Raw genomic sequence first — 26115 nt, forward strand, 5'->3', positions numbered from 1 at the left:
ATCTGCCGTCCATGCCCTTGTGCGACACGCATGCTCAATATATCTACCGATATTATAAGTATGCTTATAAATAACGGCACAGGTTTTCATGAACGCCACTCCCACCCTCGGTTTCCTTCTCCACGACGTCGCACGGCTGCTGCGCAAGCGGTTCGAGCAGCGCGCGAAGTGCCTTGGGCTGACCCGGTCGCAATGGCAGACGCTTGCCTATCTCTCGAATAACGAAGGCATCCATCAAGGTGGCCTTGCCGAAATCCTCGAAGTCGAGCCGATCACGCTGGTGCGCATTCTCGACAAGCTCGCCGAACGCGGGCTGATCGAGCGCCGCCAGCACCCGACCGACCGACGCATCTGGCTTCTCTACATGCGCGACGAGGCGCACCCGCTGCTCGCCGAAATGCGCGAGCTCGGCGACACCACCCGTGCGGAAGCGTTGCAAGGCGTCTCGGCCGAGCAGCGCGAGCAGCTTTTCCACATCCTATCCGTAATGAAGACGAACCTGGTTCAGGCATGCCGGAGCCCGGTTGACGAGAATGAGACGAACGATGGCTGATCAATCCCCCCTCCGCGTCGTTGCCGACGCCAGTGCCAAGAACCCTGTCGAAGAAAACCAAGAGAAACAGCAGGAAACGGTAGCCGAAGCGCCTTCATCCAATTCAGCGCCGGCTGCCGCCGTGGCTGCGCCTGGCGGCAACAAGGTCCGCCGCCGGCGCAGTCTCACGCGGCCGATCCTGTTTGCCTTGCTGCCGGTGGCGCTCGTCGTCGGCGGTTATTATTACGTCAATGGCGGCCAGGTGATGTCGACGGACAACGCCTATATCCAGGCCGACATGGTCGGGCTTACCACCGATGTCTCGGGTATCGTCGACCAGATCAACGTGCATGAGAACGAGGCGGTCAAGGCGGGGCAGGTGCTCTTCAGCCTGCGGTCGGATTCTTTCAAGATTGCGCTCGATGGCGCCAAGGCGCAGCTCGGCGCGCAGCGCAACCAGATCATGAATCTCAAGGCCAGCTATCAGCAGTCGCTTGCCGAGATCACCCAGGCGCAAGCCGACCTGCCCTATTATCAGGATCAGTTTGACCGGCAGCAAAACCTCGTCAACAACGGCAGCGCGACGCAGTCGGCCTATGACGAAGCCAAGCACAATCTGGAAGCCGCGCAGCAAAAGGTTGCCGTCGCCAAGGCGGAAGCCGCAACGACACTCGCCCAGCTCGGCGGCAATGCCGACCAGCCGGTCGAGGAAAACCCGCTCTACCTGCAGGCCAAGTCGCAGGTCGACAATGCCCAGCGCGAACTCGACCACAGCGTCGTCAAGGCGCCATTCGACGGCATCGTCACCAATGTCAACGCGCTGCAGGTCGGTTCCTACCTGCAGGCTTCGCAGCAGGCCTTCTCGCTTGTTGCCACCGACCATCTGTGGATCGCCGCCAGCCCGAAGGAAACCGAACTCACCTACGTCAAGCCCGGCCAGACGGCCGAGATCTATATCGACACCTATCCTGGCGTGACATGGAAGGGCAAGGTTGAGAGCATCAGCCCGGCCTCCGGCTCCAGCTTCTCGCTGCTGCCGGCGCAAAACACTACGGGCAACTGGGTGAAGGTCGTCCAGCGCATTCCGATGCGCGTCAGCATCGAGGACACCGAAGGCAAGCCGCCGCTGCGCGTCGGCATGAGCACGGTGGTCGATGTCGAGACCGGCCATGCCCGCGGCCTGCCTGATTTCGTCAACAAGCTGCTGGGTCGGCCTCAGGGCAAGGATCATGAGTAACGCTTCTGCTTCTCCGGCGACGCCGATTGCCAATCGCGGTGCGATCACGGCTTGCGTCATTCTCGCCGTCATCATGCAGGCGCTGGACACGACGATCGCCAACGTCGCGCTGCCCTATATCCAGGGCAGCGTGTCGGCCTCTGCCGACCAGATCAACTGGGTGCTGACTTCCTATATCGTCGCGGCGGCAATCATGACGCCGCCGTCGGGCTTCCTCGCCGCCAAGTTCGGCCGCAAACGCGTGCTGCTCGTCGCCATCGCCGGCTTTGTGGCGGCCTCCGTTCTCTGCGGCCTGGCGCAATCGCTGAACCAGATCGTCGCCTTCCGCCTGCTGCAAGGCCTGTTCGGGGCATCGCTGGTGCCGCTTTCCCAGGGCATCCTCCTCGACATCTATACTGTCGAGGAGCGCGGCTCGGCCATGGCCCTTTTCGGCGTCTCGGTCATGGTCGGGCCGGTGCTTGGGCCCGTCATCGGCGGCTGGCTGACCGACAATATCAGCTGGCGCTGGGTATTTTATATCAACGTGCCGATCGGCGCGCTCGCCTTCATCGGCATCGTCGTCTTCGTCACCGAGACCAAGAGGGATCTGCTCGCCAAACTGGACTGGTTCGGCTTCGGGATGATGAGCCTCGGTATTGCCGCGCTGCAGCTCTTTCTCGACCGCGGCGAGCAGCTCGACTGGTTCTCCTCGGGCGAGATCGTCGTCGAGGCGCTGATTTGCGCTGCCGCCTTCTATCTGCTGGTCGTGCATACGCTGACCGCGGAGAAATCCTTCGTGAACCCGAAGCTGTTCCTCGACCAGAACTTCTCGATCAGCATGATCTTCATCTTTGTGATCGGCATTACCTATCTCGCCTCACTGGCGCTGATGACGCCCTATCTGCAGACGCTGATGGGCTATCCCGTCATCACCGCCGGCATCGTCATGGGGCCGCGCGGGCTCGGCACCATGCTCTGCATGTTCATCGTCGGGCGGCTGGTCGGCAAGGTCGATACGCGCGCGTTGCTGGCGCTCGGCTTGGGGCTCACCGCATGGGCGATGTATGACATGACCGGCTGGACACCCGACGTCTCGCAATGGACGATCGTCTCGGTCGGCTTCATCCAGGGCGCCGGTCTCGGCTTTCTGTTCGTGCCGCTGACTACGATCGCTTTTTCCACGCTGCCCGCCCATATGCGCGGCGACGGCACCGGTCTCTACAACTTGTCGCGAAACATCGGCTCGGCGGTCGGCATCTCGATCGTCTCGGCGCTGATCGTCGAGAACACGCAGAGCAATCATGAATCGATCGCGGCCTATGTGACGCCGTTCAATCACGCTTTCAATGCGGTGGCTGCGCAGGGGCTCAGCCCGGTGACTGCGGCCGGCCGCGCCTCGCTCAACGAGGTCATCACGCTGCAAGCGACGATCATTGCCTATATGGACGATTTCAAGCTGCTGATGCTGATGTCGCTTGCAGTCATCCCGCTGGTGCTATTGCTACGCAAACCGAAGGCAGCACCTGCCGTCGACCACAGCGCCGTGATGGAATGAACTCCAGGCGTTGCCGCAATTCCGGACGGAAAACTGCGTCACGCTTTTCGGCATCATGCTCTAGCGGAACGGCTTGCTGAGATAACGCGATCCCTGAATGCCGAAGCGCCATAGTGCTTCGGCATTTTTGGTGATGCCGATGCGTTTTCCCGAGACGATCGGCACCGGTGCGGACGGCGTGATCGCATAGGGCGGGCGATCGAGCGGCCTGTCATTGATCTCGATATCGATGCCGAGTGCCTGGCAGAGCTTGCCGGGACCACTGCAGAGCGACGTCAGCATATCGGTGCCGCGCCGCTCGATCATCACAGGAATTCCCGTTTCCGGCTCCAGGGCGCGGATGAGTGCAGCCGAGCCCGGATGGCAGACGAAATTCAGGCACCAGTACATGCCGTAGATGCGGTAGATATAGACGTTGCCCGGCTTGCCGTACATGGCGCCGTTGCGCTTGGTCGGGCCGCGGAAGCTGTGCGAAGCCTCGTCATCGGGGAAATAAGCTTCGGTCTCGGTGATGCGTCCGCCGACGCCATCCACGGTCAGATGGCAGCCGAGCAGGTCACGAGAGACGGTGATCGCATCGCGCTCGAAAAATTTCCTGAGGCTTTCGCCGGTGAGCGTGCCGGCGCCGATTGCGCCTGATATCGTTCCACCATCGGTCATATCAGACGCAGATAGCATTCAGCGCGCTTATCGTCATCCCAAAACCGTTTCATGCGTTTGCGCGACAGGGATCAGCGGCCGGCATTCGGATCGCGCATCGGGATCGAGGATGATGTGACCGAGACCGGGTCGCTCGCCGGGAAGGAGTCTTCCAGACCCTCCTCCAGCTCTTCCTCGAGCAAAGCGGGGTCCTTGTCGCGCGCGCCGTCGCCATGGACAGGTTCGATCGCTGCGGCAAGCAGGGCCTTGGCACGCAAGACGGCATTTTCCGACGTCAGCTCAGGCGTGCTGCGCAGCGTCACGGCAATGCTGTCTTCGCCTTCGCCGCCGAATTCGACGACGAAGCCGTCTTCCGTCTGGTAGACGGTGATATCGTTGAGTGCCATGGCCGTTCTCCGTGGGCGCTCATATTAGCAAGGCGCATTTTAGTGAAGCGCGTTTTCGGAATTTTGTCGAGCGAAGACCTTTACCAGCCAGTCGATGAAGACGCGCACGCGCGGCGAAAGCTGGCGGTTACGGGGGTAGAGCAGGGAAACCGGCGTCGGGGTCAGCGGAAAATCCTGCAGCACGCGGACCAGCGTGCCCGCGGCAAGGTCCTTTTCGGCGTGATAGCGCGGAATCTGGATCATGCCGAGGCCCATCCTCGCCGCTGAAATATAGCTTTCGGCGGCGTTGACCGCGACGGTGGCGGGAATGGAGATGTCACGCACCGTGCCGTCGACGATGAATTCGAGCGGCAACAGGCTGCCGGTGCTGCTGGAGCGGAAGCCAACCATGCGATGGCCGTCAAGCCGGTCAGGGTGCTGCGGCAGGCCATGGGTGGCGATATATTCAGGAGAGGCGAGTGTCACCTCATCGAGCAAGGCAACGCGCCGGGCGACCATGTCGCTGTCTTGCGGCGTGCCGACGCGCAGCACGCAATCGATGCCTTCGCGCACCAGGTCGACCAGCCGGTCGCCCTCGCTCATGTAGAATTCGATCTCGGGATAGGTCTCTAGAAAAGACGGCAGGCTCGGCAGCACGAAATGCCGGGCGAGCGTGCCGTGCACATCGACGCGCAGCAGGCCCTTCGGCTTGGCGCCGGCGAAAGCGCCTTCGGCATCTTCGATATCGGCAAGGATCGACAGGCAGCGCTGGTAATAGGCTTCGCCGTCGAGCGTCGGGCTGACATGGCGTGTCGTGCGCTGGAGCAGACGCACGCCGAGGCGGGCTTCGAGCTGCTTTATCGCATCGGTGACGGTCGAGCGCGGCAGGCCGGTGTCTTCGGCAGCAAGCGTGAAGCTACGGCGTTCCACGACGCGGCAAAACACGCGCATGGCATCAAATCTGTCCATCTTTTTGTTCGCGATTCCCGGATAGTGATGCCGAAGAATACATGATTATCCGCATAATGAACAGGTGCATCTTCTCCTCATTGAAAACGCGCTGCGGCGCAGGATGAAGGAGAAGGACAATGGCTTCCAAAGAAAACGGCAAGGTGGCACTGGTCACCGGTGCTTCCCGCGGCATTGGAGCGGCAGTCGCCCGACGCCTCGCCAAGGACGGTTTCACCGTCGTCATCAACTATTCCGGCAATGCCGCTCCGGCCGAGGAATTGGTCCAGGAGATCGAGCAGGCCGGCGGCAAGGCGCTGACGGCGAAAGCCGATGTCAGCGACGCCGAAGCCGTCCGCCGCATGTTCGATGCCGCGGAAGCCGCTTTCGGCGGCGTCGACGTGCTTATCAACAATGCCGGCATCATGATGCTCTCTTCGCTTGCCGAGGCCGATGACGCCAATTTCGATCGGCAGATCGGCGTCAATCTGAAGGGCACCTTCAATACGCTGCGGGAAGCCGCCAAGCGGCTGCGTGACGGCGGCCGGGTCGTCAACTTCTCGACGTCGGTCGTCGGCCTGAAGCTCGAAACCTATGGCGTTTACGCTGCCACCAAGGCTGCCGTGGAAACATTGACGGCGATCATGGCCAAGGAGATGCGGGGCCGCAACATCACGGTCAACGCCATCGCACCTGGCCCTGTGGCCACCGACCTTTTCCTCAACGGCAAGTCGGACGAACTGATCGCCCGCATGGCGAAGATGAACCCGCTGGAACGCCTCGGCACACCGGAAGACATCGCCGCTGCGGTTGCCTTTCTTGCCGGTCCGGACGGCGGCTGGATCAACGGCCAGACGCTGCGCGCCAATGGCGGCGTGATCTGATGAAGGGCTGGCGGCTGTCTCGATGCCGCCGCCAACCTCAAGCTTCCACTTCAACCAACCCCAATCGAACCCAGAAGGAATAGGATCATGAGCAAGCAAGTCATCATCATCACCGGCGCTTCCAGCGGTTTCGGCGCTCTTACCGCCCGCGCCCTCGCGAAGGCCGGCCATACCGTCTATGCCGGCATGCACGCCACGGAAGGCCGCAACGCTCCGGCCGTCGCCGATGCGGCTGAATTCGCCAGGGACAACAACGTCGATCTGCGCTCGGTCGAACTCGATGTCGCCTCCGACGCTTCGGTTGTATCAGGTATCGCCAGGATTATCGCCGATGCGGGCCGCCTCGATGTCATCATCCACAATGCCGGCCATATGTCCTTCGGCCCGGCCGAAGCCTTCACGCCGGAACAGTTCGCCGAGCTCTTCGACATCAACGTGCTCTCCACCCAGCGCGTCAACCGCGCGGCACTCCCCTATCTGCGCAAGCAGGGCAAGGGTCTGGTGGTCTGGGTATCGTCGTCGAGCAGCCGCGGCGGCACGCCTCCCTACCTCTCGCCCTATTTCGCCGCCAAAGCGGCGATGGATTCACTTGCCGTCTCCTATGCCGGCGAGCTTACCCGCTGGGGCATCGAGACCTCGATCATCGTGCCCGGCGCCTTCACCAAGGGCACCAACCATTTCGCCCATTCCGGTTCGCCGGATGATACCGCCCGCGCCGCCGAATATAATGAAGGACCCTACAACGGTGTGCCGGAACAGGCGCTGCAGGGCCTGGCAGCACTCGAACCGGCCGGCGCCGATGCCGGCACGGTAGCCGTCGCCATTGTCGATGTCGTCGGCAAGCCGTTCGGTACGAGGCCGTTCCGCGTCCATATCGATCCATCCGAGGACGGCGCGGAGATCGTCAACGGCGTCGCCGACCGTGTCCGGGCAGAATTGTTCCGCCGCATCGGCCTCGAGGACCTGCTGAAGCCGGCCGTCGGGAATTGAAATCCGGCCTGCCGCTGGTGCGGGAACATGAGCGCCAACCGGTCATCGCAATTATGTGAACGTGATTGCGGAATTTTTCCTTACAATCCTGCGGGGAGTGCGTATATCTGTTTTATCGCGAGAGAGTGGAATTCCCTGCCGCTCTCTCCCGACCTCCAAAGCCTGCCGCGCCCTTTCCACGGTGCGACAGGCTTGATGTTCAAAGTTGTACATTGCGGCCCGTCGAAGGTTTCCCCTGCCTTCCCGGGCCGTATTTATCTTGGCGCTCAGACGTCGTTCAATCTCGCCTCGACCAGAAGCTTCACCAGCCAGTCGACGAAGACGCGCACCTTGTTGCTGAGATGGCGGTTCGGGGGGTAGACGACGTAAAGCGGCAGCGGATCGCGACGCCAATCCGGAAGCACGCGGACGAGTTCGCCCCTTGCCATCGGCTCGCGCGCCATGAAGATCGGCACCTGCGCGATGCCGAGGCCCGTCAACGCAGCTGTCAGATAGGTGCGGCTATCGTTGACCGAGGCGATGTAACGCGGACTGGTTTCGATCACCTCGTTGTGCCGGCGAAATTCGAAGGGCAGTGTCCGGTTGTTCTGGGCGCGGAAATAGTTGACGGAGTAATGATCAGCCTCCAGATCCTCGGGCCGCTCGGGCATGCCGAATTTCTGGATGTAGCTCGGCGCAGCACAGGTGATCATCTCGACTTCGGAGACGCGCCGCGCAATCAGCGACTGGTCGGCTGGCGTGCCGGCCCGTAGCGCGCAATCGACATTTTCCGCAAGATAATCGACCGTGCGGTCGCCGACACCGAGGTCGATACGGATATCGGGATAACGCTGATAGAAATCGCAAAGAGCCGGAACGACGATCCAATCGGCGAAAGCGCCGGCCATCTCGACACGCAGCCGCCCGCTCGGCAGGCTCTGCGAATTGGAGAGGCTGCCATCAAGCTCTTCTAGTTCCGAAATAATCTGGGCGGCGCGTTCGTAATAAAGCGCACCGTCCGTGGTCACCATCACCCGGCGCGTGGTACGGTTCAAAAGCTTGGTGCGCAAATGCGCCTCCAGACCCTGGATGAGATTGGTCACCGTCGCCTTGGGCATGGCGAGCATGTCGGCGGCGCGGGTGAAATTGCCCGTCTCCACGACGCGAATGAAGACGCGCATTGCCGAGAGCTGATCCATCGGTTTCAAATCCGCAGTTTGCGTTGCACCATTGTTCGAAATCTGGAACAGTGTTATCGCGATATAGCTTCTTATTCCTTGGTTGGAATAACAATATCTTTTTTGTAGAAAATGCAAGCGGCAGGCGTTGTCTGCTTGTGGCCGATGCAAAAGAGACCGGAAGCATGACGGTGGAATGGAAAGATATGATGCTGGACAAGGTGGCCATCGGCCCCGTTTCCGCACGCATCTACCAGGGCGCCGATTACGGCAAGGGTCCGCCGATCGTGCTTTACCTGCATGGCGGCGCATTTCTGGACAGCGACAAGAATGTCGACCGGCCGGTAGCGATGAGTCTCGCCAAGGCCGGCGCGATCGTCGTTGCTGCCGATTATAGCAGCCTGTCCGGCAACATATTCCCGCAAGCGTTGGAAGTCTCCTTCTCCGTTTTCACCTATCTCGCCAACAAACGCGCCGGTCTTGGCGACCGCAAGTCGCTGCTTTTCGTCGCCGGCGAAGAGGCAGGCGGCAATGTTGCCGCCGGCGTGGCGCTGAAGGCGCGCGACCAGATGCCGGACGCGCTCGACGGCCAGGTCCTGATTTCGCCGCTGCTCGATCCCTTCATGGGCACGTCCTCGATCCGCAAGGCCGAAGCCATCGGCATGCGCCAACGCTGGACGGAGGGCTGGAGCCACTATCTGAGCGGCGGCGGTTGCCACCCTTATGCGGCGCCTTGCCTCTGTTCGCGTATTTCGGGCGTCGCGCCGGCGCTGATATTCACTGCGGAGGACGATCCTCTGCACGACGAGACAATTGGTTACGGTGCCCGCCTGAAACAGGCCGGCGTCGGTGTGCGTCAGCATGTCCTTCCCGCCGGGACGGGCTGGCCCTCGATTTATGGTGGGAAATCCGACGGAGCGCCGGACTGGCAGGAAAACGTCAGCCGCCATTTCGGAAGCTTCCTTCGGGACGTAAGCGTTCAACCGCAATTGCATTGAAGAAGACCTGATATTTCGGCGGCCTTGAGCCGCAAGGAGAGTACCGATGACGTCCAGAAAGAAGCGCTGGGCCCTTGTGGGCGCCGGCATAGGCCTTGTTGCGTCAGTTTCCGGCGCCGCATTGTTTTTCGAACTGCCGATGAGCACGACCGCCACGGCCGCCTCCGCCCCTGCACAGGCTCCCGCTGTGCCGGTGACGGTTGCCGTCGTTGCGGCGCGCGATGTGACGGCCTGGGAGAATTTCTCCGGCCGTCTGGAAGCGGTCGACCGTGTGCAGGTGCGTTCCCGTGTCGCCGGCGCCATCCTGTCGGTGGCTTTCCGCGAAGGGGCGTTGGTGAAGCAGGGCGACCTGCTCTTCACCATCGACCCGGCCCCCTACCAGGCGAGCGTGGCGCAGGCGCAAGGCCAGGTCGCTTCGGCCGAAGCCAAGGTCAGTCTGGCGCAGACCGAACTCGACCGCGGCCGCAGGCTTTCCGACAACCGCACCATCTCCCAGAGCGATCTCGATCAGCGCCAGAGTTCGCTGGCCGAGGCTCAGGCGGGACTGCGTTCGGCGCAAGCTGCCCTGCAGTCGGCCCAGCTCGATCTCGATTATACTGAAGTGCGGGCTCCGGTTTCCGGCCGCATCGGCAAGATCGAGGTGACCGCCGGTAACCTCGTCGCGGCCGGTTCGACCTCGCCGGCGCTGACGACGCTCGTTTCTGTCGATCCGATCTATGCGAGCTTCAATGCCAGCGAAGAGATGGTGACGCGCGCGCTTGCCCAGCTTCCGCAGACGGATAGCGCCCTGCCTGCCGTCGAGCAGATTCCGGTCGAGGTCGGCACGCTGACCGACAGTGGCACGCCGATCAAGGGCAAGCTGCAACTGATCGACAACGAGGTCGATGCATCAAGCGGTACGATCGGCGTGCGCGCCGTCTTCGATAATCCGGGCGGGCGTCTCATCCCCGGCCAGTTCGTGCGGGTGCGCATGGGCCAGCCGAAGGCCGAGAACAAGATCGTCATCAGCGACCGTGCCGTCGGCACGGACCAGGACAAGAAGTTCGTCTTCGTCGTCGATGGTGAGAACAAGGTCGCCTATCGGCAGGTCCAGCTCGGCACGCTGGCTGACGGCCAGCGTGTAGTCGAAAGCGGCCTCAACGTCGGCGAAAAGATCGTCGTTAACGGTCTGCAGCGCATCCGTCCAGGTGCAGTCGTCGCACCTCAGATGGAAGAGAAGGTCGCGACCGCGCAGTAAAGACTTTGCCTTCCCCTCCGGGGGAAGGCCAATACCCGAAATGATATGACCCGCCGGCGGCCCCCAAACCGCCGGAGAGGGACGTTGCATCCATGTTCACCCCGGAGAGGGCTTTGATATGAACATCTCCAGATTCTTTGTCGACCGCCCGGTCTTTGCCGGCGTTCTTTCGGTCCTCATCCTGGTTGCCGGCCTGATCGGCCTGCGCGCGCTGCCGATTTCCGAATATCCGGAGGTCGTGCCGCCGTCGATCGTCGTGCGCGCCACCTACCCCGGCGCCAACCCGTCCGTCATCGCCGAAACGGTGGCAACGCCGCTCGAAGAGCAGATCAACGGCGTCGAAGGCATGCTCTACATGGCCAGCCAGGCGACATCAGACGGTGTGCTCAACGTCACCGTCACCTTCAAGCTCGGCACCGACCCTGACAAGGCACAGCAGCTCGTGCAGAACCGCGTTTCGCAGGCCGAACCGCGCCTGCCGGCGGAAGTCCGCGCACTCGGCATCACGACAGTCAAGAGTTCGCCCAACTTCATCATGGTGGTAAATCTCGTCTCCGACGGGGACAATCACGACATCACCTATCTTCGCAACTACGCGACCTTGAACGTCAAGGATCGTCTCGCCCGCATTGCAGGCGTCGGTCAGGTACAGGTCTTCGGCGCCGGCGACTATTCCATGCGTGTCTGGATCGACCCGCAGAAGGCCGCCGAGCACAATCTTGCCGCCAGCGACGTCAGCAGTGCGATCAGCTCCCAGAACATTCAGGCCGCCGCCGGTATCATCGGCGCGTCGCCGAGCCAGCCGGGCGTGGATCTGCAGCTCAACGTTAATGCCCAGGGCCGCCTGCGCACGCCTGAGGAATTTGGCAACATCATCGTCAAGACGGGCGCCAGTGGCGAGATCACCCGCCTTCGCGATGTCGCCCGCATCGAGCTCGGTGCTGCGGACTACACCCTGCGTTCGCTGCTCGACGGCAAGCCGGCCGTCGCCGTTGCTGTCCTGCAGGCGCCGGGTTCGAACGCGATCGAGATCGCGGACAATGTGAATGCGACCATGGATCAGTTGCAGCTCGCCATGCCTGAGGGCGTCAAGTACGAGATCGTCTACGATACGACGAAATTCGTGCGCGCCTCGATCGAGAAGGTTATCGACACGCTGCTCGAGGCCATTGCGCTCGTCGTCCTCGTCGTCATCCTGTTCCTGCAGACGTGGCGCGCCTCGATCATCCCGCTGATCGCGGTTCCGGTGTCAATCATCGGCACCTTCGCAGTCATGTATGTCTTCGGCTTCTCGATCAACGCGCTCAGTCTGTTCGGCTTGGTGCTCGCGATCGGTATCGTCGTTGACGACGCGATCGTGGTGGTCGAAAACGTCGAGCGTAATATCGAACATGGCCTGTCGCCACGGGCTGCCACTTACAAGGCGATGAAGGAAGTCTCCGGTCCGATCGTCGCGATCGCGCTGGTCCTCGTCGCGGTCTTCGTGCCGCTCGCTTTCATCTCCGGCCTGTCGGGTCAGTTTTATCGCCAGTTCGCGCTGACGATCGCAATCTCGACCGTCATCTCGGCCTTCAACTCGCTCACCCTGTCTCCGGCGTTGGCAGCCCTTCTCCTGAAGGGCCATGATCAGCCGAAGGACTGGCTGACGCGGTTCATGGACGCCATCTTCGGTTGGTTCTTCCGCGGCTTCAACCGTGTCTTCGGCGCGGGCTCGAATGCCTACGGCAAGGGCGTGGGTGGTCTCTTGTCGCGCAAGAGCATTGTCATGGTGATCTATCTGGCACTGGTCGGTGCGACCTACAGTCTGTTCAGCTCGGTTCCCGGCGGCTTCGTGCCGTCGCAGGACAAGCAGTATCTGATCGGCTTCGCCCAGTTGCCGGATGCCGCAAGCCTCGACCGCACGGAAGACGTCATCAAGCGCATGACCGACATCGCGCTGGCGCAGCCGGGTGTTGCCAATGCGATCGCCTTTCCGGGCCTGTCGATCAACGGCTTCACCAACTCCTCGAATGCCGGCATCGTCTTTGTTACGCTGAAGGACTTCGAGGAGCGCAAGACGCCTGATCTCTCGGGCGGCGCAATCGCCATGGCGCTGAACCAGAAATTCGCAGTCATCCAGGATGCCTTCATCGCCATGTTCCCGCCGCCGCCGGTCAATGGTCTCGGCACGACGGGCGGCTTCAAGCTGCAGATCGAGGATCGTGCGGGCCTCGGCAACCAGGCGCTCGACGAGGCAACCAAGGCAGTGCTTGCAAAGGCTTACCAGACGCCTGAACTCGCCGGGCTGTTCTCCAGCTTCCAGATCAACGTGCCGCAGCTCTATGCCGATCTCGACCGCGCCAAGGCCGAGCAGCTTGGGGTTTCCGTCACCGACGTCTTCCAGACGCTGCAGATCTACCTCGGTTCGCTCTATGTGAACGACTTCAACGCTTTCGGCCGCACCTACAGCGTCCGCGTGCAGGCCGATGCGAAATTCCGCGCCCAGCCGGAAGATATCGGCCAGTTGAAGGTCCGCTCGGCATCGGGTGAGATGATCCCGCTTTCGGCCCTCCTGAAGGTGGAGCCGAGCACCGGTCCGGAGCGTGCGAACCGCTACAACGGCTTCCTCGCTGCCGACATCAACGGCGGTCCGGCACCGGGCTTCTCGTCCGGCCAGGCGCAGGCGGCAATCGAGAAGATCCTTCACGAGACCTTGCCTGCCGGCATCGACTTCGAATGGACGGATCTGACCTATCAGCAAATTCTCGCCGGCAATTCGAGCATCGTGGTCTTCCCCCTGGCGCTGCTGCTGGTCTTCCTGGTGCTGGCCGCCCAGTATGAAAGCCTGACGCTGCCGCTTGCGATCATCATGATCGTGCCGATGGGCGTGCTGGCCGCGCTGACCGGCGTCTGGCTCACCGGTGGAGACAACAACATCTTCACCCAGATCGGTCTCGTGGTGCTTGTCGGTCTATCAGCGAAGAACGCGATCCTTATCGTGGAATTCGCCCGCGAACTGGAGTTCGAGGGAAGAACACCGCGGGAGGCCGCGATCGAGGCCAGCCGCCTTCGCCTTCGCCCGATCCTCATGACCTCGCTCGCCTTCATCATGGGTGTCGTGCCGCTCGTTGTCTCTACAGGCGCCGGCGCGGAGATGCGCGCGGCCATGGGTGTCGCGGTCTTCTCCGGCATGATCGGCGTGACCTTCTTCGGCATCTTCATGACGCCTGTCTTCTACGTGCTGCTGCGGCGGCTGACGGGCAACCGTCCGCTCGTCCAGCACAAGCCGGACGAACACAAGGAAGAAGAGGCGGAGGTCATCCGGCTCGCGGCGGAATAAACGGAATTCAACCTTCCTTTGTCGAGTAAATCGGGCGGGAACTTCGGTTCTCGCCCGTATCGTTTTCAGTGCATGATGCCGAATACTGTGCGCGGTTTTGGGACGACATCATCCGCATCTAAGGACACACCACAAAAATGCGTTACGTCCGCCAAAACGGTTTGCAACGGTGGGCGAGGGGACTATCAAAGACGGACAACAGTTGGGAGGACTGAATGACAGGTTCGAGAAAAGGTGATGAGGGCAGGCGGATCGCCTTTCTCGGCACCGGCCTGATGGGAGCGCCGATGGCTCGCCGGCTGCTCGGCGCGGGTTTTGCAGTCACCGTCTGGAATCGCGATCCCGGCAAGGCCGAGGCGCTTGCGGGAGATGGCGCGGTTCGCGCGGAAACACCGGCGGATGCCGTTGCAGGCGCCGATGTCGTCATCACCATGCTGACCAACGCCGAGGCGGTGAAGGACGTGTTGTTCGACCGCGGAGCGGCCGATGCGATGAAGCCTGGCGTTACCGTCATCGACATGAGTTCGATTGCCCCGCATTTCGCCCGTGACCATTCGGCGAGGCTTGCCGACCGCGGCGTCGATCACGTCGATGCGCCGGTATCGGGCGGCGTCGTCGGGGCGGAAGCAGGTACGCTGGCGATCATGGCGGGCGGCGCCGAGGACGTGATCGACCGGCTTGCGGATGTCTTTGCCCCGATGGGGCGGGTGACCCGCGTCGGTCCAAGCGGGGCAGGCCAGCTTGCCAAGCTCGCCAACCAGCAGATCGTCGCGGTGACGATCGGCGCCGTCGCCGAAGCGATGATGCTGATCGAAGTGGGCGGCGGCTCGCCGGCGGCCTTCCGAGACGCCATTCGCGGTGGCTTTGCCGAGAGCCGTATCCTGGAACTGCACGGCAAACGCATGGTCGAACGGCAGTTTACTCCAGGCGGTTCGTCCAGCAATCAGCTGAAGGATCTGAACGCCGCCATGGAGGCGGCCAAGACCCTGTCGTTGAGGCTGCCGCTGACGGCGGCGGTGCACGCCGAATTCAGCGAATTCGTCGCCAATGGCAATGGTGAAAAGGATCACAGCGCCCTGCTCCTCCATCTCGAAGAGAAGAATGCCCGGCCGGGAGGAAAGAAGTGACGGACAGCCATTCGCCGAAGCGGCGCCTGCGTTCGCAGGACTGGTTCGACAATCCCGATCATATCGACATGGCAGCGCTCTATCTCGAGCGCTTCATGAATTACGGCATCACGCCGGAAGAGCTGCGCTCCGGCAAGCCGATCATTGGGATTGCCCAGAGCGGCAGCGATCTCACGCCCTGCAACAGGGTGCATGTCGAGCTTGCCAAGCGCGTGCGCGACGGCATTCGCGATGCCGGCGGCATTCCGATCGAGTTTCCGACGCATCCGATCTTCGAGAACTGCAAGCGCCCGACCGCCGCACTGGACCGCAATCTCGCCTATCTCGGCCTCGTCGAAATCCTCTACGGTTATCCGCTCGACGGTGTCGTGCTGACCACCGGCTGCGACAAGACCACGCCTTCGGCGATCATGGCTGCTTCGACGGTCGATATTCCGGCGATTGTGCTCTCCGGTGGGCCGATGCTTGACGGCTGGCATGAGGGAGAGCTGGCGGGCTCCGGCACGGTGATCTGGCGGATGCGGCGGAAATATGCGGCAGGCGAGATCGATCGGGAAGAGTTTCTTCAGGCGGCGCTCGATTCTGCGCCTTCCGTCGGTCACTGCAATACGATGGGTACAGCTTCAACGATGAATGCGCTGGCCGAGGCGCTCGGCCTTTCGTTGACCGGCTGCGGCGCCATTCCGGCCGCTTACCGCGAACGCGGCCAGATGGCCTACCGTACCGGGCGGCGCGCCGTCGAAATCGTGTTCGAGGATCTGAAGCCGTCGGATATCCTGACGCGCGAGGCTTTCCTGAATGCGATCCGCACCAATTCGGCGATCGGCGGCTCGACCAACGCGCAGCCGCATCTGGCCGCGATGGCGAAGCACGCCGGCGTCGAACTCCATCCCGACGACTGGCAGGTGCATGGTTTCGATATCCCGCTGCTGGCCAATGTCCAGCCGGCCGGCGCCTATCTCGGCGAGCGCTTCCATCGCGCCGGCGGTACGCCGGCGATCATGTGGGAACTGCTGCAGGCCGGAAAGCTCGATGGCAACTGTCGTACGGTGACGGGCAGGACGATAGCCGAGAACCTACAGGGCAAGGAAGCGCGCGACCGCGAGGTCATCAAGCCGTTCGCTGAGCCGCTGAAGGAGCGGGCGGGCTTCCTCGTGCTCAAAGGCAATCTCTTCGATTTCGCGATCATGAAGATGAGTGTGGTCTCGGAGGATTTCCGCCGGCGATACCTTGAAGAACCCGGGTATGAGGGCGTCTTCAAGGGCAAAGCGGTGGTTTTCGACGGTTCCGAGGACTATCACAAGCGCATCAACGATCCCGCACTCGGCATCGACGAAAACACCATCCTCGTTATCCGGGGCGCCGGGCCGATCGGCTGGCCTGGTTCGGCTGAGGTCGTCAATATGCAGCCGCCGGATCATCTCCTGAAGCGCGGCATCCGCAGCCTGCCGACGATCGGTGACGGCCGCCAATCGGGCACGGCCGACAGTCCCTCGATCCTCAACGCCTCACCGGAAAGTGCCGCCGGCGGCGGCCTCGCCTGGCTTCGTAGCGGGGATATCATCCGCATCGACTTCAACCACGGGCGTTGCGACATGCTGGTCGATGACGCAGAGATCGAACGGCGCAAGAGCGACGGCATCCCGCCGGTGCCGGCGGATGCGACGCCGTGGCAGCAGATCTATCGCCGCTCGGTGACGCAATTGTCGGACGGCGCGGTGCTGGAGGGGGCGACGGAATTTCGTCGGATTGCGAAAAACCCGCCGCGGCACAATCATTGAACTTGAGTTGCTAAAGACTGCGAGCCCTTTGATCCAAAAGGGGAAGTCGTAACGAACAGTTCACCTAGTCACTAGTTCGGTCACTAGGACAAGGCTTCATTAATGCCGGCTTGAGACCATATTGCCGTTATACAAGCTTCTAAGGCTGGGACCGCGTTGCCAGAGAACAAAGCCACACGATCCGAACGAGAGTTTCAGGATCTTCTGCGTCGGCTCGAACTCGCTCTCGATGCATCCCAGATTGGTGTCTGGGAGCATAGCATCGAGCAGGACGGGATCTTGTGGGATGCGCAAATGCATCGTCTCTATGAGACCGGCGAGACGTATCGTCTTGTGCCGGCTTCGCTTTGGTCGAATGCCATCCATCCCGATGATCGTGACCGGGCCGAAAGCGACTTCGAGCAGGCAATCGCGACGCGCGGCGCCTATAACTCACAATTCCGTATCGTGCTGCCGAGCGGCGAAATCCGTCATTTGCGTTCGCGCGCGCATTTCTATGTCGATGCGGAAGGTCTGCCCTCCTTCATTGGCGCCGAATGGGATGTGACTGCCGACGTAATGCTCAACGCGGAACTGGCGCGGCAGAAGGTGGTGGCCGAGGCGAGGGCGCTGGCGCTTGAGGAAAGCAATGCCCGCATCGAGCATGTCGCCGATCACGATTATCTCACCGGCTTGCCGAACCGGCGCCTTCTCGACAAGCGGCTGGCGGAGCTGCCGGCCGACAAGAGCATCACGACGCTCGCGGTGCTGCATCTCGACCTCGACCAGTTCAAGCAGATCAACGACAGCCACGGTCATGCGGCAGGCGACGCAGTGCTCAGGGCAGCAGCCCTTCGCATCACCGCTGCCATTCCTGCAAATGGCATGGTTGCCCGCGTCGGCGGCGATGAATTCGTCATCGTGCTGGTCAATTTTACCGATCTCACGGAGCTGAGGCTGATCACCGAGGATGTCCAGCGACGGCTGCGGAAGAAAATCCGTTTCGGCCAGGAGATGCTGCAATCCGGCGCCTCGATCGGCGTTTCCTGGAGCGGTGATCGGCGGGCGCGCAACCTGCTGGCCGAATCCGACCTGGCGCTCTACCAGGCCAAGAAGCTCGGACGGAACCGCGTCGAATTTTTCACGCGGCAATTGCAGGAGGATCTGCGCTCCAAGCGTCGCCTCGCCGAAGAGCTGAAGCTCGGGCTGGAGCGCGGCGAGATCCTTCCCTATTATCAGGTGCAGCTCGACGCCCGGACGCGGGAAGTCATCGGCTTCGAGGCGTTGGCGCGCTGGAAACATCCCGAGAAGGGCGTGCTCGCCCCAGGGGTATTCCTGAAAATCGCAGACGAGCACGGACTTGCGGCGGAGATCGACGCGGCGATCCTCAAAAGCGCTCTCGAAGACCGGCTATTCTGGCTGTTGCGCGGCCTTGCGGTTCCGCGCATCGCTGTCAATATTTCCGCCTCGCGGCTTGCCGATCCGGCGTTGCTCGACAAGCTGAGGAAACTCGACATCCCGCCTGGCGTGATCGTCTTCGAACTGGTTGAGACGATTTTCCTCGACGACAGCGACGAAAAACTGCTCGATCATATCGGCGATATCAAACAGATGGGCATCGACATCGAGATCGACGACTTCGGATCGGGCCATGCTTCGCTCATCGGTCTCGTCAAGCTGCGGCCGAAGAGGCTGAAGATCGACCGGCAGCTCGTCACCGAGGTCGTCAGCTCGGCCGAGCAGCGGCGCGTGGTGGGTTCGATCGTGGAAATCGCCAAGGCGCTTGATGTCGAGGTGATCGCCGAGGGCATCGAGACCGAGGCGCATGCCGTCGTGCTGGCGCAGCTCGGCTGCGACGGCCTGCAGGGTTATGCGTTCGGTTATCCCGCACCGGCGGCAGATACAGACCGTCTTTTCTCATCGATGGCGAGCGGGATCGAAAAGCAGAAGACCGCGATGGGCGGCTGAACGGTCGGTGATCCGTTCGCGGGCGACCGTGGTCGCCGCCGTTTTCAACGGCGCCTTTGCCGCGTCGCGGAGGAGATTTCGGCCGAAATGCTTTCCTCGCCTTTCAACTTGGCAGGCGATATCTTTTCGGCGCGGCGTTTTATTTGCATCGGCAGGAAGACAATTGGCGCACAAGTAATTTTCTTGAGCTTGCAACGGCATTGTTTCATGGTAATTCGGAAACGAAGATTTCTGCATTGCATCGAAAAATGATTATACGCGTCGTCAAGTCCATGAGCGCGGCTCTCCATCATTCGCAGGTGCAATCGGGGAACTGGGACCTGACAATTGCTTTGCCATTGCCGGGATGGACTTGCGGGACATTCAATCTAGGAAAGTCGCATGAATTCGGAATTTGCCGTTCGTTCGATGCGGCCCGGCGAACTGGAACTCGTGCTCGAATGGGCGCGTCAGGAGGGCTGGAACCCGGGCCTTGATGATTCGCTTGCGTTCCTCGAGGCCGATCCGTCAGGATTTTTCGTTGGCTCGATCGGTGAAGTCCCCGTCGGTTCGATCTCGGTCGTCAAATATGGCGAGAGTTTCGCCTTCCTGGGCCTCTACATCGTCCATCCCGATTTCCGCGGCAAGGGTTACGGCAAGGCGATCTGGGAGGCGGGCATCGCCAGCGCGGGAGACCGCACGATCGGTCTCGACGGTGTCGCCGCACAGCAGGAAAACTACCGCAAGGCCGGCTTCGAACCCGCCTATTCCACCATTCGCTACGGCGGGGTCGCGAGCTCCTTGCCTGTCTCGACGCTTGTCGCGCAGTCGGTGCTGGATTCACGTCTCGAAGGCCTGCAGCGCTATGATTCGGCGATCTTTCCGCAGCCGCGGGATGCCTTCCTCACCTCCTGGTGCACCGGCCGTAAGGGCCGCCGTTCGGCGGTGGTGCGCAAGAGCGGTAAGATCCGCGGCTACGGCACGATCCGCCGCTGCTACGAGGGCTACAAGATCGGCCCGCTCTTTGCCAATGATGCCGATAGCGCCGCAGCGTTGCTTGCCGAATTGATCCCGGAGGCGAAGGGGGCCGCGGTCTTCATCGACATTCCCACGGCGAACCACGAGGCGGTCGCGCTTGCCGAAGGCCTCGGCCTTCAACCGGTGTTCGAGACGACGCGCATGTATCGCGGGCCAGCGCCCGCCATCCCGCTGAAGCACGTCTTCGGCGTGACAACGTTGGAACTCGGTTAGGCTCTAATCCATGGGTGAGGCGGGCACGGTCTGTGCCGACGCTTTCGGACGGCCCTTTTCGGCGATCGCGATGCCGCCCAAGGTGAGCACCAGCGCGATCACATGGAAGGACTGCAGCCTCTCCCCGATCAGGGCGACGGAGAGCAGCGTTCCGAACACCGGCACGAGATTGATGAAGAGGCCAGCCCGGTTGGCGCCGATTGCGACGACGCCTTTGATATAGAGGATCTGCGCAACCAGCGACGGGAAGATCGCCGTGTAGAGAGTGATGACCCAGCCGGCCTGGTCCGGCCACTGCGCAGCGCCGCGGCCGACCTCCCAGAGGAGCAGCGGCAGCGAGGTCAGCATCGCGCCGAGCGCCGGGACCGCCATCAGGGTGCGCCAGTCGAGCGGCGGCTTCCAGCGCAGGAAGATCGTGTAGACCGAATAGGCGGCAATGGCGATCAGCATCAGCCCGTCGCCGCGGTTGAGGCCTAGTTGCAGCAGCGTTGAGAGGTCACCATGCGCGGCGGTCAAAGCGACGCCGATCAGCGTCATGCCGAAGCCGAGACATTGCGCCAGCGAGATGCCGGTGCGGAAGAACATGAAATTCAGCAGGAAGATCAGCATCGGGATGCCGGCCTGCTCAATGGCAACGTTGATCGCCGTCGTATATTGCACGGCCGAATATAGCATGGCGTTGAAAAGGGTGTAGCCGATGACGCCGTAGAAGAGGAGCAGCGGCAGGTTCTTCCTGACCACCGGCCAGTCCTTCCGCAATTGCGGTACTGAAATCACAGCGATCACCGCCACGGCGAGGAACCAGCGCAGGAAGGTCAGCATCATCGGGCTGATATGCCCAAGCGCGAGTTTGCCGGCGACGGAGTTGCCGCCCCAGCAAAGGGTGGCGATAACGAGGCAGATATAGGCCGTGGCTTGCAAGAGCGTTCTTCCCGTCTTTCCGCGATCGCCGTGCGGCGTTTTGTGAGGGGAAATAGCCTGTCGGCTGCTGATTTGTCACGTAAAAAGCCCAATCTACTGTGACAACAGGGTCGCTTTCCAAAAAACAAAGCTTTATAGATGCGCGGGTTTGAGCAGGTGCGCGGTTCCGCGCCGGTAACAGGAAGAGTTGGATGACGAACGTAGTCGTGGTCGGTTCGCAATGGGGTGACGAAGGCAAGGGCAAGATTGTCGACTGGCTTTCGGAGCGTGCAGATATTGTCGTGCGCTTTCAGGGCGGACACAATGCCGGCCACACGCTCGTCATCGACGGCACCAGCTACAAGCTCTCGCTGCTGCCGTCCGGCGTCGTGCGTCCCGGCAAGATGGCGGTGATCGGCAACGGCGTCGTCGTCGATCCGCATGCGCTGATCGCCGAGATTGAAAAGCTCGCCGGTCAGGGTGTGACGATCACGCCCGAAAATCTGCGTATCGCCGACAATGCGACGCTCATCCTGTCGCTGCACCGCGAGCTCGACGCGATGCGCGAGGATGCGGCATCGAACAGCGGCACCAAGATCGGCACGACGCGCCGCGGCATCGGCCCGGCCTATGAAGACAAGGTCGGGCGTCGCGCCATCCGCGTCATGGATCTTGCCGATCTCGATAGTCTTTCCGGCAAGGTCGACCGTATTCTGACGCATCACAACGCGCTTCGCCGCGGCCTCGGTGTCGCCGAAGTCAGCCACCAGGCGATCATGGACGAACTGACCTCGATCGCCGATCGGGTACTGCCTTTCCGTGATACGGTCTGGCTTTTCCTCGACAAGGAGCGTCGCAAGGGCTCCCGCATCCTCTTCGAAGGCGCGCAGGGCAGCCTGCTCGACATTGATCACGGCACCTATCCCTTCGTCACCTCATCGAACACGGTGGCCGGTCAGGCCGCCGCCGGTTCAGGCATGGGGCCCGGCTCGCTCGGCTATATCCTCGGCATCACCAAGGCCTATACGACACGCGTCGGCGAAGGCCCATTCCCGACCGAGCTGAAGGACGCGATCGGTGAGTTCCTTGGCGAAAAAGGTCATGAGTTCGGTGTTGTGACCGGACGCAAGCGGCGCTGCGGCTGGTTCGACGCTGCACTCGTGCGCCAATCGATTGCCACCAATGGCATCACGGGCATCGCGCTCACCAAGCTCGACGTGCTCGACGGTCTCGAGGAATTGAAGATCTGCGTCGGCTATATGCTCGACGGCGAACAGATTGATCATCTTCCGGCAAGCCAGGGAGCGCAAGCTAGGGTCGAACCGATCTACATCACGCTGGAAGGCTGGAAGGAATCGACCGTCGGCGCCCGCAGTTGGGCGGATCTGCCGGCACAGGCGATCAAGTATGTTCGCCAGGTCGAAGAGCTGATCGGGGCGCCTGTCGCGCTCTTGTCCACCAGCCCGGAGCGGGATGATACGATACTTGTGACCGATCCGTTTGAGGATTAAGCTCACGGGTCACTGTGGAGGATGGTTCGGTAGGGTACCGGACTTCTTGAGAAAGTACTGATGGCGGATTTTATTGCAGTCATTCGGCGGGCCGTTGACGGCTTGGCTGAAAATACCCCCGAGATGCGGGTGAAAGTCTACGAACGTGCCCGCGGCGCAGTGCAGCGGCAGCTCGAGAATATGAAGCCGCGTCCGCCGGAAGCCATGCTGCAACGCCAGCTCGAAAAGCTCGAGGCCGCCATCCGCGAGGTGGAAGGCGAACACTCCGAGGCGCTGCCGCTTGATGAGCCGGTCGCCGCCGTCGCCGCGCTGGAATCCGCGGAAGAGCAAACTCTTCACGACGAAAGCGAACCGGCGCCTGCGCCGGAGACTGCTGTCGAGGAGCCGGTTGACGAAGCCTATCCGGAACCGCAGGCGGCCGAGGTCGCCGACGAGCCCGATCACGTGGAAGCCGCCGCGTCAGAGGACGCTGAGGAAGAGGTCGCTGCCGAGGAGCCCCTTTCCGCGGAAGAACCTGTTCCCGCCGAAATCCCTGTTGCCGCCGAGACAGCGGTTTCGCCGGAGACATCCGGTCCCGCCGAGACATATTGGCATCCCTCGCATGAAGAGGAAGCGCCGGCCGAGGAATGGCATGCTAGCGAGGCGCGCGACGTCGCTGCCGAAGACGTGTCGGCCGAACATGACGGCTGGGAGCCGCCTGCCGCGCATCGCAGCGAGCAAGCCGACGAAGACCGTGCCGACGAGCAGCATCCCCTGGAAGCTGACGAGATCGCGGCCGAGCCGGTGGCGGTGGACAACGAGGAGCCGGAGGCCGAGGAGGCTTACGAGCCCGTCGAGCCGTTGCCGCCGACCACCCGCGGCATAGACCATGCATCCAACCGGCTGGTGGAGCCGGTCGCCGATTTCGATCGTCAGCAGGAATTCGTCGAGCACAGCCGCGAGGAGCCGTTGCAGGCCGATGCTGCGGCGCATTTCGACCCGGTCTGGGCCGAGCCCGTTGCCCAAACGCCGGCTCCGCCGCCCAAGGATGCGGAGACCGAATGGGCGGAAGAGGAACTCAGGCAATATTCGCAGGCGGCGCCGGTCACCGCGGATGCCTCGGCGCGCGCCTTCGAAGAGGTGATATCGAGCCTCGAAAATGCGGCCCCCGCGGCCGTCATGCCGGCCGCCAAGGAAAGTTTCTCCTGGGAGACAGCCGCCTTCGACGATCTGCCGCCGATCGAGGCCGGCAGCAATAAGAAGGCGCCGGTTGCCTCTCATTTCGACGATGTCGATATCTTCGCGGAAGTGCACAACGGCAAGCCCGCGGCTGCTAGCGGCGCGCCGAGCGAGGACTGGCGCGAGGCGAAGGCGCTGCGCGGCTACGACCGCCGCGGCTCGGTCGCCGCTGATGACGATGACGCCAATCCGTCGATGGATATCGATCAGATCGTTGCCTCCAAGCTGCAGGGCAAGAGTTTCCGTATGGAGCCGAAGCGTCGCCGCTTCGGCATCGGTACCGTGATCACGCTCATCTTCGCACTCATCCTGATTGGTGGCGGCGCCTATGCCGGCTGGATGAACAGAGAGGCGCTGGTGGCGATGGTCGACGGGCTCGTCAGCTCGGCACCGTCGCAGGCGACCAAGAACGAGGCGGCAACACCGCCGGCTAGCTCGGCGACGCCTGCCCAGCCGGGCGCGGTGACGCCGGCCCAGCCGACCACACCAGGAGCGCAGAATACCCCAGCGACGCCGGCGCAGCCGAACCCGCAGGTAGCGTCAATGAACAATGACGGCGCTGCGGCCAATTCGAAATTCACCCAACGGCTGCTGACCGATGGGACCGAGGTCGACAGTGGACCGGCGACTGTGCCGGGAACACCGACCGCGGAAGGAAAATCGGTCGCCGAACAGAATGTCGCGGCAGCAGATACGCCGCCTGCCAGTGCGCAGGCCGATGTGGCACCCGCCGAAACGCCGACGCCAAACGGCCCGGTGGCATCGCCGCAGCAGACCCCACCCGTCGGTTCGTCGGAAAAGATGTTCCTCTATGAGGAGCGTATCGGCCAGAGTTCGCCGACGGCGATCGAGGGATCGGTCGTCTGGAGCGTGCAGCACGAGGCCGGCCAGGACGGCCGGCAGGAGGCGACGGTACAGGGCAACGTCACCGTTCCCGAACGCAATCTTTCGGCTCTCGTCACCTTCAAGCGCAATTCCGATCCGTCGCTGCCGGCAAGCCATCTCGTGGAGATCGTATTCTCGGTGCCGCCGAATTTCGAAGGCGGCAGCATCGACAGCGTCCAGCGCATCTCGATGAAGCGCACGGAGCAGGACCGCGGCGACGCGCTGATCGCGGTTCCGGCCAAGATCACCGACGATTTCCATATGATCGCGCTCAACGATTACCCTGATGCGCGCAAGGCCAATCTCGACCTGATGTCGACCCGCAACTGGATCGATATTCCGATCACCTACCGCAACGGCCGCCGCGCGCTGCTGACGATGGAAAAGGGCGGTACGGGAACGGACGCCTTCAATACCGCGATCAAGGAATGGACCGCGCTCGGGGATGTGTCGACGAGCCAGTGAGGGTTTCTTCAGCAACGCCGCCGGACCTTTGGGGTAGCGCTGAGACTGCGGTACAAAAGTGAATGAAAATGAAAAGGCGGGCCGCAAGGGACCCGCCTTCTTCAATTGTATCGCGCGGCAGGCTTATGCCGTGGCTTCGACGACGCGGACGGCCTTGGCGCGTTCCAGGGCTTCCTTGCGGACCGCGTCCTGCACCTTTTCGAAGGCGCGGACCTCGATCTGGCGCACGCGTTCGCGGCTGATGTCGAATTCGGTCGAAAGGTCTTCCAGGGTCACTGGATCCTCGGCGAGACGGCGAGCCTCGAAGATGCGGCGTTCGCGCTCGTTCAGCACGCTCATCGCTTTCGCCAGCATGCGCCTGCGGGTGTCGAGCTCATCCTGTTCGATCAGCACGTCTTCTTGGCTGTCATGGTCGTCCACCAGCCAATCCTGCCATTGGCCGCTGTCACCTTCGGCTGCCTTGATCGGTGCGTTCAGCGAGGCGTCGCCGGAGAGGCGGCGGTTCATCGAAATGACCTCCTCCTCCGAGACGTTCAGCTTGGTGGCAATTTCCGAGACGTGCTCCGGCTTCAGGTCGCCGTCATCGATTGCCTGGATGCGGCCCTTCAGCCGGCGCAGGTTGAAGAACAGGCGCTTCTGGTTGGCGGTCGTGCCCATCTTCACCAGCGACCACGAGCGCAGGATATATTCCTGGATCGAGGCCTTGATCCACCACATGGCATAGGTGGCGAGGCGGAAGCCGCGCTCGGCATCGAATTTCTTGACGGCCTGCATCAGGCCGACATTGCCCTCGGAGACGACTTCGCCGATCGGCAGGCCGTAGCCGCGATAACCCATCGCGATCTTCGCGACGAGGCGAAGATGGCTGGTGACGAGCTTGTGGGCGGCGTCCCGGTCACCATGCTCGGCATAACGCTTGGCGAGCATGTATTCCTGCTGCGGCTCCAGCATCGGGAACTTGCGGATTTCGTCGAGGTAACGATTGAGACCGGCTTCACCGGCGGTAATGGACGGCAAGGTATTTCGGGCCATAGTGCACCCTCCTAAAGTGAATTCCGGTTCCCGATGGAAACGCGTCCTCGCGTTAAAAAGGCAAACCGGGACGTGCGGCTCTCTCCGAGCCCGCACTAAGTCTATATGCAGATAAGTGTGGCGAAACGGCGATTCAAGGTGCCGCTCACGCAGCTGTG

General features: G+C 62.2%; 20 protein-coding genes. 14 read left to right on the plus strand and 6 right to left on the minus strand.

All coding sequences use genetic code 11. From position 1 onward, the window contains the following. Positions 1-88: 88 nt before the first annotated feature. The 3 genes from AC1D2N_RS00290 to AC1D2N_RS00300 are packed head-to-tail and all read left to right on the plus strand — an operon-like array spanning position 89 to position 3303. Positions 89-553 carry a MarR family winged helix-turn-helix transcriptional regulator gene (locus AC1D2N_RS00290; protein WP_003542422.1) on the plus strand — a complete coding sequence of 155 codons (465 nt, stop codon included), beginning with the start codon at positions 89-91 and terminating at the stop codon, positions 551-553. Further along, positions 546-1769 carry an HlyD family secretion protein gene (locus AC1D2N_RS00295; RefSeq protein ID WP_018243337.1) on the plus strand — a complete coding sequence of 408 codons (1224 nt, stop codon included), beginning with the start codon at positions 546-548 and terminating at the stop codon, positions 1767-1769. The genes AC1D2N_RS00290 and AC1D2N_RS00295 overlap by 8 nt, the downstream gene beginning before the upstream one ends. Beyond that, entirely contained in the window at positions 1762-3303 is a 1542-nt protein-coding gene (locus AC1D2N_RS00300) for a DHA2 family efflux MFS transporter permease subunit (RefSeq protein ID WP_130758911.1), read from the plus strand. The genes AC1D2N_RS00295 and AC1D2N_RS00300 overlap by 8 nt, the downstream gene beginning before the upstream one ends. A 60-nt stretch (positions 3304-3363) precedes the next feature. On the opposite strand, the gene AC1D2N_RS00305 is transcribed toward AC1D2N_RS00300, so the two are convergent. Genes AC1D2N_RS00305 through AC1D2N_RS00315 form a run of 3 tightly spaced genes read right to left on the minus strand, consistent with a single transcriptional unit; the run spans position 3364 to position 5297 of the window. Beyond that, positions 3364-3981, minus strand: coding sequence for a DNA-3-methyladenine glycosylase (locus AC1D2N_RS00305; RefSeq protein ID WP_130758910.1), 618 nt, complete (start codon positions 3979-3981; stop codon positions 3364-3366). 53 nt (positions 3982-4034) lie between these two features. After that, positions 4035-4349 carry a hypothetical protein gene (locus AC1D2N_RS00310; RefSeq protein ID WP_130758909.1) on the minus strand — a complete coding sequence of 105 codons (315 nt, stop codon included), beginning with the start codon at positions 4347-4349 and terminating at the stop codon, positions 4035-4037. Positions 4350-4388: 39 nt separating this feature from the next. Beyond that, the gene (locus AC1D2N_RS00315) at positions 4389-5297 is read right to left on the minus strand and encodes a LysR family transcriptional regulator (protein WP_018243333.1); all 909 of its coding nucleotides are present in this window, start codon (positions 5295-5297) and stop codon (positions 4389-4391) included. 119 nt (positions 5298-5416) lie between these two features. Here AC1D2N_RS00315 and AC1D2N_RS00320 point away from each other — a divergent pair, with 119 nt between their 5' ends. Further along, the gene (locus tag AC1D2N_RS00320) at positions 5417-6160 is read left to right on the plus strand and encodes an SDR family oxidoreductase (RefSeq protein WP_018243332.1); all 744 of its coding nucleotides are present in this window, start codon (positions 5417-5419) and stop codon (positions 6158-6160) included. Between the two features lie 87 nt (positions 6161-6247). Then, the gene (locus tag AC1D2N_RS00325) at positions 6248-7150 is read left to right on the plus strand and encodes an SDR family oxidoreductase (protein ID WP_130758908.1); all 903 of its coding nucleotides are present in this window, start codon (positions 6248-6250) and stop codon (positions 7148-7150) included. A 266-nt stretch (positions 7151-7416) separates the two neighbouring features. On the opposite strand, the gene AC1D2N_RS00330 is transcribed toward AC1D2N_RS00325, so the two are convergent. Continuing rightward, a complete protein-coding gene (locus AC1D2N_RS00330) occupies positions 7417-8328 on the minus strand; it encodes a LysR family transcriptional regulator (RefSeq protein ID WP_018243330.1) in 912 nt (303 codons plus the stop codon). Positions 8329-8492: 164 nt separating this feature from the next. Between AC1D2N_RS00330 and AC1D2N_RS00335 the strand changes: the two genes are divergently transcribed. The 7 genes from AC1D2N_RS00335 (at position 8493) to AC1D2N_RS00365 (ending at position 19946) form a co-directional block, all read left to right on the plus strand. After that, the gene (locus AC1D2N_RS00335) at positions 8493-9305 is read left to right on the plus strand and encodes an alpha/beta hydrolase fold domain-containing protein (RefSeq protein WP_026188507.1); all 813 of its coding nucleotides are present in this window, start codon (positions 8493-8495) and stop codon (positions 9303-9305) included. A gap of 46 nt (positions 9306-9351) precedes the next feature. Beyond that, entirely contained in the window at positions 9352-10542 is a 1191-nt protein-coding gene (locus AC1D2N_RS00340; protein ID WP_018243328.1) for an efflux RND transporter periplasmic adaptor subunit, read from the plus strand. A 118-nt stretch (positions 10543-10660) separates the two neighbouring features. Next, positions 10661-13861: an efflux RND transporter permease subunit gene (locus AC1D2N_RS00345; protein ID WP_130758906.1), complete on the plus strand. Its 3201-nt coding sequence runs from the start codon at positions 10661-10663 to the stop codon at positions 13859-13861. 215 nt (positions 13862-14076) lie between these two features. After that, positions 14077-14988, plus strand: coding sequence for an NAD(P)-dependent oxidoreductase (locus tag AC1D2N_RS00350; RefSeq protein WP_130758905.1), 912 nt, complete (start codon positions 14077-14079; stop codon positions 14986-14988). Then, positions 14985-16769 (plus strand): IlvD/Edd family dehydratase, encoded by a 1785-nt coding sequence (locus AC1D2N_RS00355; RefSeq protein WP_130758904.1) that lies wholly within the window; start codon positions 14985-14987, stop codon positions 16767-16769. The genes AC1D2N_RS00350 and AC1D2N_RS00355 overlap by 4 nt, the downstream gene beginning before the upstream one ends. 129 nt (positions 16770-16898) lie before the next feature. Next, positions 16899-18716: a putative bifunctional diguanylate cyclase/phosphodiesterase gene (locus AC1D2N_RS00360; RefSeq protein ID WP_130758903.1), complete on the plus strand. Its 1818-nt coding sequence runs from the start codon at positions 16899-16901 to the stop codon at positions 18714-18716. A gap of 381 nt (positions 18717-19097) precedes the next feature. After that, a complete protein-coding gene (locus AC1D2N_RS00365; protein WP_028733261.1) occupies positions 19098-19946 on the plus strand; it encodes a GNAT family N-acetyltransferase in 849 nt (282 codons plus the stop codon). 3 nt (positions 19947-19949) lie between these two features. Here the strand turns inward: AC1D2N_RS00365 and AC1D2N_RS00370 are convergent, their stop codons facing one another. Then, positions 19950-20867, minus strand: a complete 918-nt coding sequence (locus AC1D2N_RS00370) for a DMT family transporter (protein WP_018243321.1) — start codon at positions 20865-20867, stop codon at positions 19950-19952. Between the two features lie 191 nt (positions 20868-21058). Between AC1D2N_RS00370 and AC1D2N_RS00375 the strand changes: the two genes are divergently transcribed. After that, positions 21059-22357, plus strand: a complete 1299-nt coding sequence (locus AC1D2N_RS00375) for an adenylosuccinate synthase (RefSeq protein ID WP_018243320.1) — start codon at positions 21059-21061, stop codon at positions 22355-22357. A gap of 60 nt (positions 22358-22417) precedes the next feature. Continuing rightward, a complete protein-coding gene (locus tag AC1D2N_RS00380) occupies positions 22418-24925 on the plus strand; it encodes a hypothetical protein (protein ID WP_130758901.1) in 2508 nt (835 codons plus the stop codon). Between the two features lie 123 nt (positions 24926-25048). Here AC1D2N_RS00380 and rpoH read toward each other — a convergent pair whose 3' ends face one another. Beyond that, a complete protein-coding gene (rpoH, locus tag AC1D2N_RS00385) occupies positions 25049-25957 on the minus strand; it encodes an RNA polymerase sigma factor RpoH (RefSeq protein WP_018243318.1) in 909 nt (302 codons plus the stop codon). Positions 25958-26115: the final 158 nt, after the last annotated feature.

Source organism: Rhizobium sp. P1_B8, assembly GCF_056406515.1.

Coding starts and splice junctions, on each gene's coding strand:
- AC1D2N_RS00290 (WP_003542422.1), top strand. CDS start 89: ATGAACGCCACTCCCACCCTCGGTTTCCTTCTCCACGACGTCGCACGG.
- AC1D2N_RS00295 (WP_018243337.1), top strand. CDS start 546: ATGGCTGATCAATCCCCCCTCCGCGTCGTTGCCGACGCCAGTGCCAAG.
- AC1D2N_RS00300 (WP_130758911.1), top strand. CDS start 1,762: ATGAGTAACGCTTCTGCTTCTCCGGCGACGCCGATTGCCAATCGCGGT.
- AC1D2N_RS00305 (WP_130758910.1), bottom strand. CDS start 3,981: ATGCTATCTGCGTCTGATATGACCGATGGTGGAACGATATCAGGCGCA.
- AC1D2N_RS00310 (WP_130758909.1), bottom strand. CDS start 4,349: ATGGCACTCAACGATATCACCGTCTACCAGACGGAAGACGGCTTCGTC.
- AC1D2N_RS00315 (WP_018243333.1), bottom strand. CDS start 5,297: ATGGACAGATTTGATGCCATGCGCGTGTTTTGCCGCGTCGTGGAACGC.
- AC1D2N_RS00320 (WP_018243332.1), top strand. CDS start 5,417: ATGGCTTCCAAAGAAAACGGCAAGGTGGCACTGGTCACCGGTGCTTCC.
- AC1D2N_RS00325 (WP_130758908.1), top strand. CDS start 6,248: ATGAGCAAGCAAGTCATCATCATCACCGGCGCTTCCAGCGGTTTCGGC.
- AC1D2N_RS00330 (WP_018243330.1), bottom strand. CDS start 8,328: ATGGATCAGCTCTCGGCAATGCGCGTCTTCATTCGCGTCGTGGAGACG.
- AC1D2N_RS00335 (WP_026188507.1), top strand. CDS start 8,493: ATGACGGTGGAATGGAAAGATATGATGCTGGACAAGGTGGCCATCGGC.
- AC1D2N_RS00340 (WP_018243328.1), top strand. CDS start 9,352: ATGACGTCCAGAAAGAAGCGCTGGGCCCTTGTGGGCGCCGGCATAGGC.
- AC1D2N_RS00345 (WP_130758906.1), top strand. CDS start 10,661: ATGAACATCTCCAGATTCTTTGTCGACCGCCCGGTCTTTGCCGGCGTT.
- AC1D2N_RS00350 (WP_130758905.1), top strand. CDS start 14,077: ATGACAGGTTCGAGAAAAGGTGATGAGGGCAGGCGGATCGCCTTTCTC.
- AC1D2N_RS00365 (WP_028733261.1), top strand. CDS start 19,098: ATGAATTCGGAATTTGCCGTTCGTTCGATGCGGCCCGGCGAACTGGAA.
- AC1D2N_RS00375 (WP_018243320.1), top strand. CDS start 21,059: ATGACGAACGTAGTCGTGGTCGGTTCGCAATGGGGTGACGAAGGCAAG.
- AC1D2N_RS00380 (WP_130758901.1), top strand. CDS start 22,418: ATGGCGGATTTTATTGCAGTCATTCGGCGGGCCGTTGACGGCTTGGCT.
- rpoH (WP_018243318.1), bottom strand. CDS start 25,957: ATGGCCCGAAATACCTTGCCGTCCATTACCGCCGGTGAAGCCGGTCTC.